This is a genomic window from Flavobacterium luteum (assembly GCF_008806775.1).
In the GTDB taxonomy this organism is placed as follows: Bacteria; Bacteroidota; Bacteroidia; order Flavobacteriales; family Flavobacteriaceae; genus Flavobacterium; species Flavobacterium luteum.
This window is the reverse complement of record NZ_WAEM01000001.1, coordinates 833944-855421: the sequence shown is the minus strand read 5'-3', so window position 1 is coordinate 855421 and position 21478 is coordinate 833944. Positions and strand designations below refer to the sequence as shown.

Genomic DNA, 21478 nt, shown 5'->3' with positions numbered 1-21478 from the left:
TGCAGGATTATCAGCAACTACAGCTGCGGGATTAGCCTATGTGGTTACACCATCAGCACCAACAGGAACAGGCGGGTTCTTAGCTGCGAATTATAACATTACTTTCAACGCATTTAACGGAACTGTAGCTAAAGCTAATTTAGCAATTACTGCAAACAATCAATCGGTGTCCTATGGTTCAACCGCTATTTCAGTAACTGGAGCAGGTAGTTATACTCCTACAGGATTTTTAAATGGAGATACAGCTGCTGTTATAGGAGGTAGTGCTACTTATACTACAACGTATACAGCTACTACAGCAGTAGGAACATCAGGGGTAACAATTACTCCAGTAGTTACAGGATTAACAGCAACGAATTATAACTTTACTCCAGCAAATGGAACAATTACTATTATAGCCGGTTCATTCACAAAACTACAAATTCTATTACCAGGCGAAACTGCCGCTCCAGGAACTGGAAGCGGAAAAACAGGAACGCCAACGGCTCAAAATACAGCAACGCCATTTACAGTAACTGTAAATGCAGTAGATGCTTTTTGGAATGTGGTATCTTCGGCTCCAACAAACACGATTGCTATTACCTCTACTGACGGTGGGGCAATATTACCTGCTAACGCAGCTTTATCTTCTGGAACGCAAAGTTTTAGTATTACTTTGAGAACACCTGGGTCTTATACCATTATAGCAACTAATAGTTCGGACGGAACCAAAACTGCTAATACGAGTGCGCCAGTAACCGTTACAGCGGGTACTAAGATTTCAATTGCAGATGGTCCTTGGAGTACTGCTGGTACTTGGTCGCCAGCTGGAGAACCTTATCTATTTGATTTAGTAAGAATTAACACCAATCACGATATTACTGTTGCGGCAAATGATACTTGTGCGGCTATTAATTTTATAGGAACAGCTTCTACATTATCTGTAAATACTGGAGTAACATTAACTGTTACTGGAGCGGTTACTTTAGATAGTTATGACCTAGGAACCAACACCTCTGCTACAATTGGAGGTTTAGGAACTTTAAATGCGGGTTCACTTAATGAAGGACTTGTCACAGTATTAAATAATACTGCTAATTCTACAAATACTTTTAATTTAAATATTACCTCACTAAATGTTACCGGAGATTTTACGATTTATAATAATGATGAAGGTGGTGGAAAAGCGAATGAACCGACTGTTAATATTAATTCACCATGCGTTTTAACAGCAAGTAAATTGGCTCTAATACAAACAGGAACTGGAAATGGGGGGAGCAGAATTATCACTTTCAATGCCAACTCAGGAGCTACAGTAAATTTATCTGGAGGAACTAATCCTATATCTATTAGCAGTCAAACTTCATTGGCTACAGGGAAAGTTGTTTTTACCTTAAATAGCGGTTCAACCTTTAATTACTCAGGAAGTGTGGCTCAAACTGTCCCTACTAGTATTTCCAATAGTGGTTCAGGAGGAACAACTAATGCTATAGCTTTAGATTATGGTAATTTAAGAATTAATAACACAAGTGCTAGTGGCGCAACTGCTGGAGGAGCTCTTAATGTGAATGGCAATTTGACTATTGGTAATACTGCAAAATTTGTAGGTGGTAGTTTTATTCATAGTGTTGCTGGTAACTGGACCAATGATGGTACGTATACTGCTATAGGTTCGACTATTAATTTTGATGGTACTGGAGCACAAGCCATTGCTGGAAACACGGTAACTACTTTTAATGACATTACTATTGCAAAAACAGCTGGTACTTTATCTGTAAACACAGATGCCAATGTAGGAGACGATTTAACTTTTACAGCTTCTGGAGGTACCTTATCAGTGAGTAGCTCAAAAACTTTAGCGGTTACTGATACAGTTACTTTAAATGGTAACAATTCAGCCAATGTTGATTGTTCGGTAACTGGTTTAGGTTCTTTATCTGCAAACAATGTTATTGTTGGTTCAACATTGACGCCTGTTGATACCAGCGCATGGAATACAAAATTAACTTCAACCATTTCATCCATTACCATTACAAATAATTTAGCTATTAACAGTTATTATAATAATTCTTTAGGAGTAAATTATGCAACATTTAATCTTGAAAGTGGTGTGACTACTGTTAATGGTTCGATAGTATTAACAAATCCAATACCATTATTATTTCCTAGCACTTTTTCTATGGAAACTGGAGCACAATCAGGTACACTTAAACTAACGGGTGCTACACCTTTTAATTTAACTGGTTACACTATTATGAATTTAAACGGTGCAAGTGCTACAGTTGAATATTTAGGTTCAGTTCCTCAAACAGCTTTAGGAGAAATTTACAGAACATTAAAAATTAATAATACTAATACTGGAACAGGAGTTACCCTTGGTGCCAATGCCACTGCAACAACTCTACATTTAACAGATGGTTTACTAACAACAGGAGCTAATACGATGACAATTGCTTCTGGAGGAAGCATTATTAATGCCTCTGCAAACAGTTATGTGGATGGTAAATTGGCTAGAGTGATTACAACAACTGCAGCTACTACTTTCCCATTAGGTAAAGGAGGTTTTTACAGACCTTTAGTATTTACTTATGCTACAGCACCGGGAACTAAAACAGTTACTATCGAACAATTTGAAACAGGAACTCCTTTTACAAGTGCAGCAAGTTTGGCCACTTTTGGCAGTCGCTATTGGAATGTAACCCAATCAGCTACAGGAGTAGCCTATAGAGTGGGCTTAAATGATGGAAGTAATACAGCACCCTCAGGTTCGTCTGTAGTTATCTTAAGACGAGACAATGTAACTATTACGGCTAATACAACTAATTACAGTTCTCCTAATTATACAAATGCAACCGCTTTTGCTGCTGCAACTGTTTCAAATGACGTTTCGTTAGGAGTAAACAATATTCCGTTGTCTATCACTGGAGTTTCAGGAATTAATACTAAGATTTACAATGGTAACACTATTGCTACAGCTATAGGAACTCCAACTTTAAGTGGAAGTATCACTCCAGGAGATATAGTAACTTTAAGCGGTACAGCTGTTTATACTTTTGATACTAAAAATATAGGAACTGGTAAATCAGTAACTGTTTCTGGTTTAACATTGTCTGGAGCAAATGCATCAGGATATTCGCTTCCATCCAATCAAATTCCAGGATTAACAGGAGATATCACGGTTAGACCTATAACAGTTACCGCTGTTACTAATACTAAAACATATAATGGAACTACTAGTTCTTCTGGGGTACCTACTTATACGTTACAGTCTGGTGACACTACTACAACTGCACCTACACAATCTTTTGATACGAAAGACATAGGAGTTACTAAAACACTAACACCAATTGGTTTAGTAATTAATGATGGTAATGGTGGTAATAACTATTCTATTTCCTATACACCAATGAATTTAGGTACTATAAATGCCAAATCATTAACGGCTAGTATTGCGGCAACAGTAATAAGTAAATCGTATGATGGTAACACTAGTGCAACATTAACTTCTGCTAATTATAACTTGGTTGGAATTGTAGGTTCAGAAAACGTTACAATTTCTAATACAAGCGGTATGTATGATACTAAAAATTTTGGAACTGGTAAAACAGTAACCGTAACAGGTTTAACATTAGGAGGATTAGCTGCAGGTAACTATAGTATAAGCAATCCAGCCTCAATTAATGGTAATGTTGGAACAATAACTAAAGTTAATCTTATACCTAGTTTAACTGGTATAGTAAGCAAACCTTATGATGGTAATACTAGTGCAACTTTAACATCTGGAAATTACATTTTAGGAGGATTAGTGCCTTTAGAAAACGTTATTGTAACCAACACTTCGGGTTCGTATGACAATAAAAATGTAGATACTGGTAAAACTGTTACAGTAACTGGGCTAACAATTGCTGGTACTGACATAGCTAATTATACCATACCTACTTCAACAAATGGTACTGTTGGCGAAATTACTGCTATAGGATTAACCATTACAGGTGCTACTTCTTTTGATAAAGAGTATGATACAACTACGGCTGCTACTATAAGCAACGGAAGTCTAGTAGGAATACTAGGTTCAGATGAGGTATTGTTAATTCAAGAAGGTACATTCTCAACTGATAATGCTGGAGGTCCTTACGTTGTAACGGCAGCTTGTCGTATCACAGGAGATGATGCTGGTAATTATTTCTTGACACAGCAGCCTAATGTGCCTAATGCCAGTATTACACGAAAAGAAGTAACGATTATCAATCTTGCTACAGAAGACAAAGTATATGATAAAACGAACACGGCTATTGTAACAAATGTTATAGGAGTAACCGAATTACAAGGTCAATATCCAGTAGATGCTCCTAATGTATCCTTTATACCATCAGGATATTATGCTAGTGCTAATGTAGGAAACTGGACAATTACGTCTACTACGGTACTGACAGGTTCTGAAGCTGGAAACTACATCTTAACGCAGCCTATATTTACAGAGAATAAAAACATTACTCCAGTAGCATTAACTGTAACAGGAATTACTGCAGACAATAAACAGTATGATGGGAACACGGATGCTGCAATAAATAAAGGTGGAGCCGCATTAAGTGGTGTTTTATCTGGAGAAACAGCAGGAGTACTATTAAGTACTGCTGGTGCTACAGGTACTTTTGATACCAAAGATGTTGGTACGGGTAAAGTGGTAACTATTAATGGACTTACTATTAGTGGTGCAAATGCTTCAAATTATAGTATTAATCCAACGGCTACGACTGCAAACATTACACCAAGAACACTTACTATTACTGCAATCAACCAATCTAAATGTGCAGGAGGCGCCTTTAGCGGTTCAGGCGATTTAAATGTAGGGTTTACTAAAAACTATGATATTGCAGGTGAAATTCTATCCGTAACATCAACCGTAATAGGAGGTGATGGTTCATTATCAGGTTCTTATCCAATCAGACCTAGTCTTGCAACACCAGGAGCAAGCAACTATGCGATTACTTATAATGATGGAACATTAACCGTAAATCAATCTCCAACAGCAATCGTATCAGGTACTGTAGCTAGTTGTGTTGGTGATGTAGCTTTAATAACCTTTACTGGGGCAAATGGCTCAGGTGTTGTACAGTATGAATTTACCTATAAAATAGGAGCAAGTGGTACTCCAACAACGGTATCCTCTGCACCAGGTAGTAGTACTGCTACAGTAAATGCATTAACGAATGCTATAGGGGCCATAAATTATATTTTGATTAGCGTAAAAGATCTCAATTCTGGTTGTTTTCAAGCACAATCAGGAACAGCTACGGTAACTACTGGTACATGTACTCAACTTAGACCATCGCAGTGTGGTGAATATCTACCAACAATTGATACCGTTATTCAAGCAAATCCGGTTCCTGGAGCCACACAATATCGTTTTGAAATTACGTTGAAGACTTTTCCTAACACGAGAACAGAATTTACTTGGTCAAACTACTATTTCAATCCAACTACAGTAGTGCCTGGAGGTGGTTTAGCGTATGGTAAAGAATATGACATACGAGTAAAACCTTTTATAGGAGCTACTGAGTTTCCTTACGGAAGTACTTGTAATATTAAAGCGCCTCTAGCACCGCCAACTCCAGCAGCAACAACTACGATTAGACCAATACAGTGTGGTAAAATACTACCTAATTTAAGTACAGTGGTACAAGCTAGTCCAGTGGCAACTGCTACACGTTATGAGTTTGAAGTAACCGATGCATCTGGTGTGAGACCTATAGTATCATCAACAAGTATTGGTTTTAATATCCTAACAGGATTAGTAGGAGGAGCTGTATATGATACAGATTATAGCATACGAGTGAGAACCTTTACAGGAGTAGGAGGAGTAACACCACTAACTCCTTGGGGAGCTTCTTGTATTGTAAGAACACCAAGCCTTCCGTTTTCTAAATTAGTAACCAATCAGTGTAATACCACTGTTACGAACTTGACACCTACAATTTTTGCCGCTACGGTTTTCTTAGCTGAAGGGTATCGATTTAGAGTAACGAATGGTGCAAGCGTTAGAGTAGTAGAAAAAACTACAGGAAACATGTCGGCATTGACTGCCGCTGAATTACCAGGCGGTTACGCACTCAATAAAGTGTATTCAATTGACATAGCTGTTAAATACAATGGATTATGGCAAGAAGCTTATGGAGGGGATGTTTGTACAATTACAACACCTACTGCAAGAATGAATGCCAATTCGGTTGAGAGCATATTTAACGTAAAAGCGTTCCCGAATCCGTTTGCGACACACTTTAATTTAGACATCGAAAGTTCAAACGACGATGTAGTTGAGATTAAAGTGTTTGATATGCTAGGAAGACAATTGGAAGCAAACCAAGCGACCGTATCAGAATTGAGTACAAGAGAGATTGGTCGCAATTATCCATCAGGTGTATACAATGTTATTGTATCACAAGGGAATAAAATCAAATCGATTCGAATGGTTAAAAGATAAGACAAGATTCAAAAAAAACATCCATTAAGATATTCGAAATGGATGTTTTTTTAAGATTATTTAATTACTTGTTTTTTTCAAGTACTTTATCTGGATTATAACCAAATAAATGGTCTTTTTTAATGAGATCAGCAACGCCCTGAGGCAGCATTTTTTCCCAACCTGACTTCCCTTGATTAATCATTTTTAATACTTCACGTGAAAACACATGAAGAAACTTAGGATTATAATCAACAATATCAATTACTTTTCCGTTGAACTTAAAGAATTTATACAACTCTTTCATTCTTGGATGTACTTTCAAATTTTCCGAGGTGATAATGTCACCATTTTCATCAATCATTGGATACAAGAATACTTTTAAATCACGATAGAATAATTTTCCAAAAGCTTCTAGAATTCCTCCACTAAGGTGACGATAATATTTTTCGTCAAAAATATCAATTAAATTATTTACTCCCATTGCCAGCCCCATTCGGGCTTTGGTGTAATTAGAGAAATATTCTACTACTTTATAAAACTCTTGAAAGTTAGATATCATAACAGTTTGGCCTAAGGAACAAAGCAATTCCGCTCTATCCATGAAATCTCTCTCGTCAATTTCTCCTTCTGAACGTAAATTGGATAATGTGATTTCAAAAATGACTAAAGTATTATCTTTTTCAACTTTACTTTCCTCGAGAAACATTTTTAAGGACTTCTCGTACATATCAATATTTACACTCGTAACAGGACGGAAGCTCCCTCTTAACGCCAATATGTTTTTTTTGTAAAGAATAGCTGCAGGAAGGATGTTTTTTCCTTCGGGATTAAACATAACAGCATCAGTCATCCCATTTTTTACCAACTGCAAACTCATCAAACGATTATCAACATCTGCAAAACGAGGTCCTGAGAAATTAATAGTGTCAATTTCTAGTTGGTCTTTATCTAAATGATCGTACAAATAACGCAATAGTTTTTTAGGATCATTGTGTTTATAATAAGCACCGTATATAAGGTTTACACCCAACACTCCTAAAGTTTCTTGTTGCAATCTAGCATCGGTTTCTTTAAATCTAATATGAATAATAATGTCATTATACTCCTCTCCTGGTTCAATTTGATATCGTATTCCTACCCAACCGTGACCTTTAAATTGTTTGGCAAAATCTATAGTAGCAACTGTATTGGCATAACTAAAAAACATTTTATGCGGATGTTTGTCTCTACTTAAACGTTTCTCAATCAAGTTAGTTTCTAAAGTAAGCATTTTTTTGAGTCGACTTTCTGTTACATATCTGCCGTCTTCTTCAATACCATAAATAGAATCACTAAAATCTTTGTCATAAGCCGACATTGCCTTTGCAATTGTTCCAGAAGATCCACCTGATCTAAAAAAATGGCGAACTGTTTCTTGTCCAGCACCTATCTCGGCAAAGGTTCCGTAGATATTTTCGTTTAAATTAATTCGTAGGGCTTTATCTTTTGTAGAAGGGATTTGCTCGATTACTTTATCTCCTTTTAATTTTATAGCTTTTTCCATTTGTTTTATATCCAACATATACTACAAAGTTAACAAAATAGGACTTTAACAAACGGGAAATAATGCTATTTTTGTAAAAAAATTAACGAACTTGAAAATCTATTTTTTAGGAACAGGAACTTCCCAAGGTATTCCAGTAATTGGAAGCAATCACCCAGTTTGTAAAAGCTTGGATATTAGAGATAAAAGACTTCGAGTTTCAGTTTGGCTTTCTTGGGATGAATTTTCTTTCGTAATTGATTGTGGTCCTGATTTTAGACAACAAATGTTAGTTTCAAATTGCCAAAGCATTGACGGTATTTTATATACTCACGAACATTCTGATCATACTGCAGGTTTAGATGATATTCGACCCTTTAATTTCAGGCAAGGTGAGATTCCAATTTATGCACATCAAAGAGTTATCGAAAATTTGAAAAGAAGATTTGATTATGTTTTTCAAACGGAGAATAGATATCCTGGTTCTCCAAGTGTTACTTGCCGAGAGGTCGTTAATAATTTTCCTTTTCCCGTGGGGAATAAAGTAGCAATTCCGATTAATGTTTATCACGGAAGCCTTCAGGTTTTTGGATATAGAATTGATGATTTTGCCTATTTAACAGATGTAAAAACCATTGAAGATTCTGAAATAAATAAATTAAAAGGCTTAAAAGTTTTAGTGGTGAATGCATTGCGAGAAGAACCTCATAAAACGCATTTTAATTTAGAAGAAGCTTTACAATTTATAGCATTAATACAACCCGAGAAAGCTTATTTAACACATATTAGTCATGTTTTTGGATTTCATGATGACATTCAAAAGCAATTGCCTGAAAATGTTTTTTTAGCTTACGATAATTTAGAAATTAATATTTAAATAATTTACACAATGAAAAAGTCCTTGTTTCTTTATCTTTTAATTTTAGCCGTTTTAATGAATGTATTTACCTATATGTATTACAGCAAGAAAGCTACTTCTGAAGAAACTCGATTTAAAGTTTCGAATACTAAATTAAAAGACAGCTTGAATGCAGTTGCGTCAAAACTATCTGAAGCCAATTATTTTTCGTTAGAGAATAATGAAAATGCGCAAAATTATTTTGACAATGCTAATGCTGAAAAGCTCATTGCTTACGAAAAATTAATTCCTTTTGTAAAAGAAAAGTTGATGGATGCGAACGAAAATCCAGCCGGAAATCCTTATATAGGTATGGATAAAATTGGAGAACAAAAATTTATCATCAATAAAGTTAAAATTCTCAATCACCGCTGGATTATTGCGGACTATAGTGATGGAGAGTATTGGGGTGAATCATTAATAAAATACTTTATTAATGATGATGAAACGGTTTCGTTTGAGAACTTTCAAACATTATTGTATCAGAAATAGTACCCAGAAAAGTATATACTGAAAATTATTTTTCAAGGAGCCAATTTTTAAAATCATAAAAATTTTGAGGAGAAATGCCGTGGCCAATAGGATATTCTTTATACACACATTCAATTCCCAATTGCTTTAAGAGTGGTTGTGCTTTTCTTGCCCAAGATACAGGTATCACTTGATCTACAGTGCCATGTGAAGCAAATATTTTAAGGTTAGAGAAGTTGTTGTTTTTATAGTTTTCAGTAACAATATCTAAATTTAAATATCCACTCATAGCTACTAGTCGCTTTATCTTTTCGGGATAAGACAAAGCCACAGCATAACTTAAAATACTTCCTTGGCTAAAGCCAATTAGTGTAATATTATTAGGATCTATAGGATAATTTGCAATTAACTCATCAATAAAAGTAGCAATCAAATCTCTTGATGTTCGAGCTTGATTGTGATCTGAAAATTTATTTTCATCAGCATCAAAATTTATGGCATACCAAGCATAGCTTCCATATTGAAGGCTGTAAGGAGCTCGAGCCGATATAATATAATAGTGTTCTGGTAATTCTGATGCAAAAGAAAAAAGATCTTCTTCATTACTGCCATAACCATGAAGCAATAGTAATAGTGGATTTTTTTCTAATTTTATTTTAGGTTCTTTAACGAGATGGTGTAACGATAAATTCATAACTAAATACTTTTAAAGGCTTTTTGAAATAAATTACCCAATAAGGGCAACGGTTTGGTTTCTCCTCTTATGGCACTAAAAATACCATAAGTCCATAGAACCGAAACGAAAATCCACATTGTTGCAGATATCATCATGCTATCAAAATTACTAATAATAAGTCCGAGCGAAATAAACGTAACTGACAACCCTAATGCTTGCCGAATATGAAAAGACGCAAAAGGACTTTTATTTTCAGAATTCATGGACATAGCAATCAGTACGCCAATAATTAGGATGTAACTGGTTATGGCTGCTGTTTTTCCTTCTTCGATTTTATTGTTTTCCATTTTTATTTATTAGTTTAATCACAAAGTCCGCAAAGGTTTTACGCTAAGATCACAAAGTGTTTATTTATGCTAGTATTAATTTTCCTTTATTGTAAATTCCATATACTTTTCCTTTCATTTTTGTGCCTAAAAAAGCCGAGTTTTTAGATTTTGATAAGATGTTTTCCTTTTCAAATGTCCAACTCCCTTCAGCAGAAAAAAGTGTAATATTTGCCCTTTGGCCTTTATCAATTATATGATTTTCAATGCCAAATCTTGATTTTTTCTCGGTCAATTTTTGTATGATTGTTTCTAAAGGCAAGACGCTGCTTAAAGTTCCAAAAGCGCTTTCTAATCCAATAGTTCCGTTTTTTGCCAAATCAAATTCCATTTTTTTATGCTCTATGTCAATAGGGTTATGATCGGATGTTATCATGTCTATAGTTCCGTCTTGAACTCCTTTTAGCAAAGCTTGTCTGTCTAGTTCTGTTCGCAATGGTGGGGAAACTTTGTATCTGGAATCAAATTCTTCTAAAGTTTCATCTGTCAAAACCAAATGATGTACAGCAACGCTACAAGAAACATCCAATCCTTTTGCCTTTGCTTGTTTAATAAGTTCTACTGATTGTGCCGATGAAATAGTAGGAATATGTAATTTACCACCTGCATATTCTAATAAAAAGAGGTTTCTTGCTATTTCTAAAGCTTCTGCCATAGCAGGAATTCCTTTTAAACCTAATCGGGTCGAAACTACTCCTTCATTAGCAACTCCGTTTCCTTTTAGTTCGGTATTTTCTGAAAAAGCGATTACTAAACCATTAAAATCTTGAGCATATTGTAAAGCAATTTTAAGTAAATTAGGATTATTTGTATTTTTATTATAATCTCCAAAAGCTATTGCTCCAGCATTTTTCATATCAAACAATTCGGCTAAATCTTTGCCTAAACTTTCTTTTGTTAAAGCGCCTATCGGAAATAATTCGGAGGTAAACTCTTGTGATTTTGCCTTTACAAAATTAACTTGAGATTGATTATCAATAATTGGGTAAGAGTTGGGTTGTAGGGCAATTGCTGTAAATCCGCTTTTTGCAGCAACATTCAACCCGTTTGCAATGGCTTCTCGTTCTTCAAATCCTGGCTCTCCTAGAGAAACACTAGAGTCAAACCAACCTTCAGAGACATAAAGATTATTAAGCTTTATTTCTTCAAAACTAGATTCATTTTCAAGCTTTTCTCCAATTTCAGTAATCGTTTCTCCATCAATTTTTATATCAACAACTTGATGATGAAAAGGGCTTTTCGGGTTTAAAATTTTAGCAGCTCTAATTATGATTTTCATTTTACAAATTTTTGTATGAATACTTCAGTAACTAAAAACAGTAAAGTTAAAATAACAAACCATTTCCATATTTCGGTATTGGTGCGATCCTGTTGTAAAGTTTCGAAAACAGTTTCAATAGAATTGATAACTTTATAATCGGATAACAAATTTTCATTTGTTGTAGCCAAATTACTTTCAGTACGATTATAATTGAAACTTACATTTTTTAATAATTCTTCTTTTTTATAAATGCCAAAATTACCCGCTATTTCAGGATAATCGTTACACGAGATTTTTACCTTATTATTTAGGATTTGTTGTACGGGGATAAATTTTTCTCCAGAAGTAATCTTGGTATTGCTACTTACATTTACAATTTCATCTTTTGCCAGTGTAACATCAACTAAAATTGGATTATTTTCTCCTATAATTAAAGAAGAAACTCCTGTTTTAGAGGTGCTTTGTGCCATGTTGTAAAATGTAGGCACAATTAAAGGAGAATTCTGAAAATTAGAATTTGTTTTATTAATTGCTGCTGTAAAAATATAAACTGATGATAACTGATTGGGCAATGCCGTCAGGAAAACACTTTGATCTTCAAAACTTAAAATGGCTGGGTTTGAACCATCAATCTGAAAAGAAAATTTTGTGTTTGGATATTGAAAATTGGCAATTTGCTTCTCAAAAACCGATTGGTATAACGGATTGTTAAAAGCAATTTTTGTAACCAGTTTTTCTGAGTTTTGTAATGATTTGAATTGTATTTTTCCAAAATTAGATAGGACAGTATTTATATTTGAGGTTGAACTTTCGTTTGATGGAATAAATATCAAATTGCCTCCTTTTTCAATAAATGATTTCAATGTAGTTTGTAATGCTTGCGGAATTTCTTTGAGTTCGTTAAGAATTATAGCATCTTGATTTTCTAGAATATTATAATCTAAACTTTCTAAAGTAAAGTTGTTATAGTTAAATTCGTCTTTGGTGTAAATTCGCGATAAGAAATTACTTTTTTCATAATCTCCTATACTTAAAACAGCTATTTTTTTAGGTTTTGAAATGCTGAAAAACAAATTGTTGTCATATTGTAAAGCATTATCAGTAATAGCAACATAACCGTGAAAATCTTCCTTTGGAATCGTGAAATTGATGGTTTTTTGTTTTGATTCTAATGGAACTAGAGTTTTTGCAATGAGTTTTTCTTTGTTGTATAACGCTATTGGAATTGATTCAAAATCTTCTCCGTAGCCTGATAATTTTATAGCAATTTCATAGAAATCATCTAAAGTTTGTTTGATATAAACGCTATCAACTGCAATATTATTTTTTTGTTCTGCTTTCGGAACAATAAATAACGCATTCAAATCTTTGCTAATGCTTTTTAGTTGCTTTTGTTCTAAACCAACAGCGTCCGATATAATAATTACATCTTTATTAAAGGCTGATTTATGCGACTTTATTTTTGCCATTGCACTTTCTAATTGAAAAGGTAACGGACTGTATTTTAAGTTTTGTAAGGCAGATCGAATTGATTTTATATCGGTATTCCAGAAAGTTTCTGAATTAGTAATCAACGAAAAATTTTGATTTTCAGGAACGTGTTCTAGTAAATCTTCGATCGCTCTTTTTAATAATTCTCCTTTTTGTCCTTTAGCCTGCATACTGAATGAATTGTCTAAAACAACATACATTTCATTTGTACTGCTGATGCTGTCTTTAGCTTTAAAAAAGGGTTGAGCAAATGCTAATATGATACATGTTAATAGCAGCAATCGTGTTGCTAACAACAACCATTTTTTTATTTGTGAACTTTTTCGGGTTTGTATAGAAAGCTCTTTAAGCAGTCGAACATTGGTAAAGTATTCTTTTTTGAAACGACGCAATTGAAACAAATGAACCAAAATTGGTATTGCCAGTAAAAATAGGAAGTAGAGAATTTCAGGGTGTTTGAATTGCATTCTAAATTTAGTTTACTTCACAAATTAAAATTTCTAAGAAGTTCATTGAATTACATTTGCCAAAAATACTACTTTTTATGATTTAGATGGAGTAATTTTAGAGAATAAATTCAATACATGTTTTCACAGTATACTTCGGTTTTAAAAGCTATTTTTGTTGTTCATAAAAGTAAAAAAATGAAAATATTTTATTTAATTCTGTTAACCGTCTTTTTAGTTTCCAAAATGACTGCACAAGATAAAAACATCAATTTAATTATTGGAACTTATACCAATTCCTGTGAAAGTAAAGGAATTTATGTGTATGATTTCAATACTAAAACAGCTGATCTTAAACTAAAATCTACTTCTGAAAATGCAATAAATCCAAGTTATTTAACGGTTTCAAATGATGCTAAATTTATTTACACTGTAAATGAGAACGGAGGAAAGAGTATGGTTAGTGTCTATTCTTTTGATTCAGAATTTGGATTATTACAATTATTAAATCAGCACGATTCTGAAGGAGCCGATCCTTGCTATATTATTAATGATTCAAAAAATGTAACTGTTGCTAATTATTCTGGTGGAAGCATTTCCGTTTTTGGAAAAGGATCTGATGGTGGAATTTCCCAAGTCAAACAAGTTATTCAACATAAAGGAAAAAGTATCAACGCTCAAAGGCAAGAAAGTGCACATGTGCACATGGTACAATTTACGCCCGATAAAAAGTTTGTATTGGCTAATGATTTGGGAACCGATAAAATTTACATTTACAAATACAATCAAAACTCAAAAAATAAAATTCTAGAAATTAAAGATAGTGTTGCTGTGAAAGCTGGAAGTGGTCCAAGACATTTAACGTTTAGTAATGATGGCAAATTTGTTTATTTATTACAAGAGTTAAACGGAGGTTTAACCGTATTTAGTTACAAAAAGGGAATGTTGAAAATGATTCAGGAAGCAAGTGTTGTTGTTCCGGATTTTAAAGGACAAATAGGAGCTGCCGATATTCATGTCTCTCCTAACGGAAAATTTCTATATGCTACTAATAGAGGTTCTGCCAATACAATTTCGTGTTTTAAAATTCAAAAAAATGGTCAATTGAAATTGGCAGAAACGATTCCAACAGAAGGAATTGGACCAAGAAATTTTGTTATTGATCCTACAGGAAAATTTCTTTTAGTTGCAAATCAATATTCTAATAATGTAGTTATTTTTTCAATAAATGCGACTACAGGAAAGCTTTTCAACACAGGAAAAAAAATCGATTTATGCGCTCCAGTTTGTTTGGTTTTTAAATAATAAATCCTAGTGCTTTACACAAATGCTTAGTTTTAAAAGTATCACAAATATCATTTTATAAACTAAATAATTACTAATTTTGGTAACAAATATAAAAGAGTTTATTAAATGAAACATTGGATTCAAGCTGCACGATTACGAACATTACCATTATCAGTTTCAGGAATACTATTAGGCAGTTTTTACGCCATGTCACAATCGATGTTTAATTGGAAAATTGTGATTTTTGCACTTTCAACTACATTAGGATTACAGATACTTTCTAATTTCGCCAATGATTATGGAGACGGAATAAAAGGAACTGATAATGAAGATCGAATTGGTCCTAAAAGAGCCATTCAGAGCGGTGTGATTTCTCCAAAAGAAATGAAGCGCGCTATTATTATCACTTCTGGCTTGACATTAATTTCGGCAATATTGCTTATTTATTTTTCATTCAAAGATTATAATCTATTATTTTCTTTATTTTTCCTTGTTCTTGGTATTTTAGCCATTGCATCAGCAATTCGATATACTGTGGGTTCAAGTGCTTATGGATATAGAGGTTATGGCGACATCTTTGTTTTTGTATTTTTTGGATTGGTAAGCACTTTAGGCATTTATTTTATGTTTGCTAAAACTTTCGAAAATGGATATTTACTTTTTTTGCCAGCAATTGCAATTGGTTTTTTGAGTGTAGCGGTATTAAATTTAAATAATATGCGTGATGAAATTTCGGATAGAAAGTCTGGAAAAAATACAGTGGTAGTAAAAATTGGAGTTGAAAAAGCGAAAGTATATCATTACTTTTTAATCATTACCGCAATGGTTTTGGTCCTTGTTTTTGGGTATTTAAATGATTTTCATTTTGATCAATATATTTTTATAGTTGCTTACTTCCCTTTAATTAAGCATTTAATTGTTGTGTATAAAACAAAGGATACTAGACTATTAGACCCGGAATTAAAGAAAGTAGCCTTAAGTACTTTTTTTCTAGCGGTATTACTTTCCTTGTGTCTCATTTTTTTTCTATCGGATGTTCTCGTTAATAATTCTTAAACAAATCTATTTATGAAAATTACTTTTTACGGTCATTCTTCATTTGGTATTCATGTGGGTGGTAAGTTTGTTTTAGTTGATCCTTATATTTCTGCAAACCCGAAAGCAAGTCATATTAATATCAATGAGTTAAAGCCAAACTATATTTTACTTACTCACGCTCATCAAGATCACATTTTAGATGTTGATTATGTTGCACAAAATAATCCAGATACTCTTATCGTTTCAAACTATGAAGTAGCGACTTATTTTGGCAATAAAGGCTTTAAAAACCATCCTATGAACCATGGAGGAACTTGGAAATTCGATTTTGGAACTGTAAAAATGGTAAATGCAGTTCATTCTAGTTCTTTTCCTGAGGGTTCTTACGGAGGGAATCCTGCTGGATTTGTTATAGAAGGCGAACATAAAAATATTTATATTGCAGGAGATACGGCGTTAACAATGGATATGAAATTGATACCAATGCGAACCAAACTCGATTTAGCGATTTTGCCAATAGGAAGCAACTTTACTATGGATGTTGAAGATGCCATTCTAGCCTCTGATTTTATTGAATGTGATAAGGTTTTAGGATGTCATTATGATACTTTTGGTTATATCGAAATTAATCATGAAGAAGCCATTCGTAAGTTTTTTAACAAAGGAAAAGACTTGATGTTGTTAGAAATTGGTCAAAGTATTGAGTTATAATATCATTTTATGCGAAATAAGCTCTTAATTTTTGTAACTTTTCTATTTATTTACTTTCAAAGTTTTGCTCAACAAGACGGCTATTGGGATAAAGAGCGCGCTACTACTAAAACAGAAGTCCTAAGTGCTAGAAAACGAATAGTCATAAATACTGAAGATTTGCCAATAGGCACCACAGAAGTCGTTTTTAGAATTACGCTTCTTGACGAAAATCAGCAAATGGCAAATAGTCTCGTTTCAGTTTTAAAAGCCATTCCAGATCCCACAGGAATTAGTCAAGGCTCGGCTGGTGCTATTTTATTATTATCAAAAATTTCAGGTGATGACAAATGTAAGTATGCTATTTTTTCTAATAAAAAATTTATTACTCCTTATGTCGAAAAAGGAACGATTACCAATGCTTGTTATGTTCAGGAAAAGCCAATAAATAAAGATGCGAAACGACTTTCCATTTCCTCCTCAGCTTGTTTAAAATCAAAATCATTATGGTTTGGTTTTGAAAACAAAAATTGGATTATGAATCAAAAAATTGTGTTAGAAGTAGTGCCTTGGGTCGATAATAAACTTAGCAGGGGTTGGACTATTGAAAACAGGAAATTAATTTTAAGTTTATGTAAATCAACTGATTTAGCAAAAAAAATTACAGATTCAGATGATTATTGTGTTTGTGTATTAGAAAAATTACAAAAACAGTTTCGCTATCAAGATTATGAAAACTTACTTTCTGTTGAAAAAACTAAAGCGATTAAAGATATTGGAAAAAGCTGTTTTAAGGAAACAGGGAGCTCTGATATAATATATACAACCATTCGAAATCAAGCAATTGAATTGATTAAGCAAGGTAAATATGGCGATGCAATAGATAAATATCTTACGATTATAGAAAGTAAAAACGCAACAGCTGTAGATTATAATTCAATAGGAAACAGTTACCTTCTAACCAAACAATATGGAAAAGCCATTAAATTTTTAAAAGAAGGAGAGCGACTTGATAATACAGAGCTGTTAATAAAACTCAATTTAGCCCACGCTTATTTATTAAATGATAATTACAGTCAAGCCAAGTCAATTTATAAAAAATACCAATATCAAAATGTTACCGATAGTTTAAGTTGGGCTCAAAAAATAAAACTTGATTTTGAAAATTATAAAAAATTAGGAATTTCAGACGAAGATTTTGATAGAGTTTTAAAGCTAGTAGAATAGTAATCCTAAATATAAAAGTTTCATTGAAAGCCACTTATCATAAATATATTCTAAATTTTAAAAAACCATCAGGAACTTCTAGAGGAGTTATTTTAGAAAAAGAAACGTGGTTTATACTTCTTGAAGATAAAGATAAAAAAGGAGTAGGAGAGTGCGGTATTTTGAGAGGTTTAAGTATTGATGACCGGCCTGATTATGAAAAAAAATTACAATGGACTTGTGCTAACATTCATTTAGGAAAAGACAAGCTTTGGGAAAGCTTAATCGAGTTCCCTTCTATACAATTTGGAGTAGAAATGGCGTTTCAGTCTTTAGTAAGTGAAACTCCATATTTATTGTTTCCTTCTGATTTTACGAATGGTTCAAAATCGATACCTATTAACGGTTTGGTTTGGATGGGTGACGAGTCATTTATGAAGGAGCAAATACAAGAAAAAATAGCTGATGGTTTTCATTGTATTAAACTCAAAATTGGCGCAATAGATTTTGAGAAAGAACTACAATTATTGCGATTTATTAGAGATTATTTTACTCCAGATCAAGTCGAAATTCGAGTAGATGCTAATGGTGCTTTTGATACAATTAATACATTAGATAAATTATCTCAATTGTCTGAATTTAAATTGCATAGTATTGAGCAACCTATTCAAAAAAATAATACTGACAGGATGGCAGAGTTGTGTGAAATCACCCCAATTCCTATTGCCTTAGACGAAGAATTAATAGGTGTGTTTTCGATACAAGAAAAAGAAGAATTATTACAAAAAATCAAGCCACAATACATCATTTTGAAACCCAGTTTTATTGGTGGTTTTAGAGGAACTCAAGAATGGATTTCATTGGCAAATAAATACCAAATCGGATGGTGGATTACGTCTGCATTAGAAAGTAATATTGGACTAAATGCTATAGCTCAATGGACGTTTTTACAACACAATACAATGCCTCAAGGTTTAGGTACGGGTGCATTATATACTAATAATTTCGATTGTCCTCTTGAAGTTTCAGAAGGGCAATTGTGGTATAGAATGGAGAATGATTGGGATTTTGTAAATATTTTTTAATACGTACTTGAATTAAATTGTACAATATCCAGTAAGTATCAACTACTCCTGTATTTTTTAAAAAACCAAACCTTCAATATATCAGCAGTAGTAATATAGCACACTACAATTACTAGCATAATCCCTAAATTAAGTACCGGTAAAGGTGTTAATCCTACTTCGCCAGCAAAAGGCAAATAGGGGAGTGAAATGGTTATTACCAATCCTAAAATGCTTAAAATAAACAGGTATTTACTAGGTGTGCTTTTAAAGAAATTTTTATGGGTTCGGATGATGAAAAGTATAAACAACTCTGTGAGTATCGATTCTACAAACCAAGCGGTTTGAAAGGCTGTTTCTTTTACTTTTAAGACATATAGAAGTGTTAGAAAGGTAATTATATCAAAAATAGAACTATGAATTCCGAAAATCACCATGTAGTTTCTAATAAATTTTAAGTCCCACTTTCCTGGTTTCTCTAGTTGTTCTTGGTCAACGTTATCTGAAGCAATCGTTAGATAAGGAAAATCGGTAATAAAATTGGTTAATAAAATTTGCTTTGGTAACATAGGAAGAAAGGGAAGTATTAAGGAAGCAATCGCCACACTAAACATATTTCCAAAAGTGGATCCCGTATTGATGAAAATGTATTTTAAGGTATTGGCAAACGTTTTTCTACCTTCTTTTATGCCATCAACAATCACTATTAAATTTTTTTCCATCAAAACAAAGTCGGCTGCTTCCCTAGCTACATCTACGGCATTCTCTACCGATATTCCTACATCTGCCGCACTTATGGCTGAAACATCATTAATTCCGTCACCCATATAACCCACAGAGTAGGTTTTTCTTAGTGCTTGAATGATATGTTCTTTTTGTTGCGGTTCCACTTCGGCAAAGATGTGTACTTTCTTTACTAAATGATGTAATGCTTCAGTACTTGCACTAAAAAGCTCCTGACCTGTCATAACCACAGGGTCTTTGATGCCAATATTTAAAGCGATTGATTTCGCTACATTTTTGTTATCCCCCGATATTATTTTTAGGTTTACTTTTAATTTTTTAAGTTCAGCAATAGTTTCGATAATTCCAGCCTTTACAGGATCTTGAAGTAAAATGAAGCCCGCAAAAATCATATCTGTTTCGTCTTTTTTTGTAATGGTATTGGTTTCGATATTTTTGTAACAAATTCCAATGGAACGCAATCCGTCAATTCCAAATTGGTTGTATTTATTCTCTACATCCTTTTTATGAGTAACAATATCTTCTACAGTTCCGTTGCTTACTCTCACTTTGGTGCAAATACTGAAAATTTGATTAAAAGCTCCTTTGCTAATCAGTACTTTATCTTTATCAGCAATGACGGCGATACTAAGTCGTTTCCGGATAAAATCGTACGGAATTTCTCCAAGTTTTACAGGATCTATTTTTGTTCCAAGAGTAAGTGTCTTTAAAGCTTCATCAATTGGATTAGCATATCCTGTTTCAAATTTTGCATTCCAATAGGCCAATTCTTTTACAAATTCATTTTCGATACCAAAACCATCAACTGTCCCTGCCACTTTTATGGCTCCTTCAGTAATGGTTCCTGTTTTATCGGTACACAATAAATTGATTTCCCCTAAGTTCTGAATAGAAGCTAGTTTCTTCACGATTACTTTCTTCTCTAACATTCGTTTTGCTCCTGCACTCATGGCGATTGTTGTGATTGCAGGAAGCAGTTCGGGTGCCATTCCTACTGCTAAGGCTAAAGCAAACAAAGCCGATTCAATGACACTTTTATGATTTAATAAATTAACTACCAAAATAAAAAGGGAAAGTGCCAAGGTTGTTTTCATAAGAAAAAAACCAAAATCTTTGATGCCTTTTTCAAATGTGGTTTCTACAGATGTTGAAGCACTTTTAGCAATATTTCCAAATATTGTGTCTTCTCCAATATTGATGACTAAAGCTTTAGCTGTGCCACTCACAATATTTGTTCCTTCCCAAAGGCAATTCGTTCTTTTAGATAATTCGGTTTTAGCAGGTAAAGTACCAACTTGTTTTAGGGTAGGAAAGGATTCTCCTGTTAAACTTGCTTCATTGGCATGCAATTCATTCGATTCGATAAGTAAGCAATCGGCTGATAACATGTCACCCGCTTTCAATAAAACAATATCACCTTTCACAATATCAGAGGTAGGAATTTCTTGCTCTTGTCCATTTCTTAAAACCCTACATTTTAAGGCAATCATAGATTGTAATTTTTCTACAAACTGGCTAGCATTTCTCTCTTGAAAGAAACTAAGTAAACTTGTTGATAAAACAATGAATAGAATAATAAACACATCTGAAGTATCTCCAAGAAAAGCGGATAATATAACGGCACCGATTAGTAATAACATTAAAGGACTTTTGAACTGTCCTAAAAATAAAAATAAATCATTCTGAAAAGTTGATGTCTTTTTTTCTAAATGCCCTGATTGGCGGTGAATTTTATTAAAGACGGTTTTAGTTAGTCCTTCATCCGAACTATTAAATTTTTGAAGCCAATAGATACTATCAAATTGCCAAAAATTATTTGTATCTAAATTTTGCATAAAATGAAGTATAAATAGATT

At 33.4% G+C, this 21478-nt stretch carries 14 protein-coding genes; 8 read left to right on the top strand and 6 right to left on the bottom strand.

Annotated features, from left to right (window positions below; translation table 11 throughout):
* Positions 1-6460, top strand: a 6460-nt coding sequence (locus F6464_RS03835; protein ID WP_151106467.1) for a YDG domain-containing protein, incomplete at its 5' end; no start/stop codon positions are given.
* A gap of 64 nt (positions 6461-6524) precedes the next feature.
* Here F6464_RS03835 and F6464_RS03830 read toward each other — a convergent pair.
* On the bottom strand, positions 6525-7985 hold the full coding sequence (locus F6464_RS03830; RefSeq protein WP_151106466.1) for a TonB-dependent receptor: 1461 nt from the start codon (positions 7983-7985) through the stop codon (positions 6525-6527).
* A gap of 91 nt (positions 7986-8076) precedes the next feature.
* Here F6464_RS03830 and F6464_RS03825 point away from each other — a divergent pair, with 91 nt between their 5' ends.
* Together F6464_RS03825 and F6464_RS03820 are read left to right on the top strand one after the other, a co-directional pair.
* Complete coding sequence (locus tag F6464_RS03825; protein WP_151106465.1) at positions 8077-8841, top strand: MBL fold metallo-hydrolase; 765 nt, start codon at positions 8077-8079, stop codon at positions 8839-8841.
* Between the two features lie 12 nt (positions 8842-8853).
* On the top strand, positions 8854-9354 hold the full coding sequence (locus tag F6464_RS03820) for a hypothetical protein (RefSeq protein WP_151106464.1): 501 nt from the start codon (positions 8854-8856) through the stop codon (positions 9352-9354).
* A 25-nt stretch (positions 9355-9379) separates the two neighbouring features.
* Here F6464_RS03820 and F6464_RS03815 read toward each other — a convergent pair whose 3' ends face one another.
* The 4 genes from F6464_RS03815 to F6464_RS03800 form a co-directional block, all read right to left on the bottom strand.
* On the bottom strand, positions 9380-10027 hold the full coding sequence (locus F6464_RS03815) for an alpha/beta hydrolase (RefSeq protein WP_151106463.1): 648 nt from the start codon (positions 10025-10027) through the stop codon (positions 9380-9382).
* Positions 10028-10029: 2 nt separating this feature from the next.
* A complete protein-coding gene (locus F6464_RS03810; RefSeq protein ID WP_151106462.1) occupies positions 10030-10356 on the bottom strand; it encodes a hypothetical protein in 327 nt (108 codons plus the stop codon).
* A gap of 64 nt (positions 10357-10420) precedes the next feature.
* Positions 10421-11674: a dihydroorotase gene (locus F6464_RS03805; protein ID WP_151106461.1), complete on the bottom strand. Its 1254-nt coding sequence runs from the start codon at positions 11672-11674 to the stop codon at positions 10421-10423.
* Positions 11671-13614, bottom strand: a complete 1944-nt coding sequence (locus F6464_RS03800; protein ID WP_151106459.1) for a vWA domain-containing protein — start codon at positions 13612-13614, stop codon at positions 11671-11673. Before F6464_RS03800 ends, F6464_RS03805 begins: the two co-directional genes overlap by 4 nt.
* A 177-nt stretch (positions 13615-13791) precedes the next feature.
* Between F6464_RS03800 and F6464_RS03795 the strand changes: the two genes are divergently transcribed.
* The 5 genes from F6464_RS03795 (at position 13792) to F6464_RS03775 (ending at position 18899) form a co-directional block, all read left to right on the top strand.
* Complete coding sequence (locus tag F6464_RS03795) at positions 13792-14898, top strand: lactonase family protein (RefSeq protein WP_151106458.1); 1107 nt, start codon at positions 13792-13794, stop codon at positions 14896-14898.
* Positions 14899-15006: 108 nt separating this feature from the next.
* Positions 15007-15936 (top strand): 1,4-dihydroxy-2-naphthoate octaprenyltransferase, encoded by a 930-nt coding sequence (menA, locus tag F6464_RS03790; protein WP_151106456.1) that lies wholly within the window; start codon positions 15007-15009, stop codon positions 15934-15936.
* A 12-nt stretch (positions 15937-15948) separates the two neighbouring features.
* On the top strand, positions 15949-16629 hold the full coding sequence (locus F6464_RS03785) for a metal-dependent hydrolase (protein WP_151106455.1): 681 nt from the start codon (positions 15949-15951) through the stop codon (positions 16627-16629).
* Positions 16630-16638: 9 nt separating this feature from the next.
* Positions 16639-17835, top strand: coding sequence for a tetratricopeptide repeat protein (locus tag F6464_RS03780; protein ID WP_151106454.1), 1197 nt, complete (start codon positions 16639-16641; stop codon positions 17833-17835).
* A gap of 23 nt (positions 17836-17858) precedes the next feature.
* The gene (locus tag F6464_RS03775; RefSeq protein WP_151106453.1) at positions 17859-18899 is read left to right on the top strand and encodes an o-succinylbenzoate synthase; all 1041 of its coding nucleotides are present in this window, start codon (positions 17859-17861) and stop codon (positions 18897-18899) included.
* A gap of 38 nt (positions 18900-18937) precedes the next feature.
* Here the strand turns inward: F6464_RS03775 and mgtA are convergent, their stop codons facing one another.
* A complete protein-coding gene (gene mgtA, locus F6464_RS03770; RefSeq protein WP_151106452.1) occupies positions 18938-21457 on the bottom strand; it encodes a magnesium-translocating P-type ATPase in 2520 nt (839 codons plus the stop codon).
* Positions 21458-21478 lie beyond the last annotated feature (21 nt).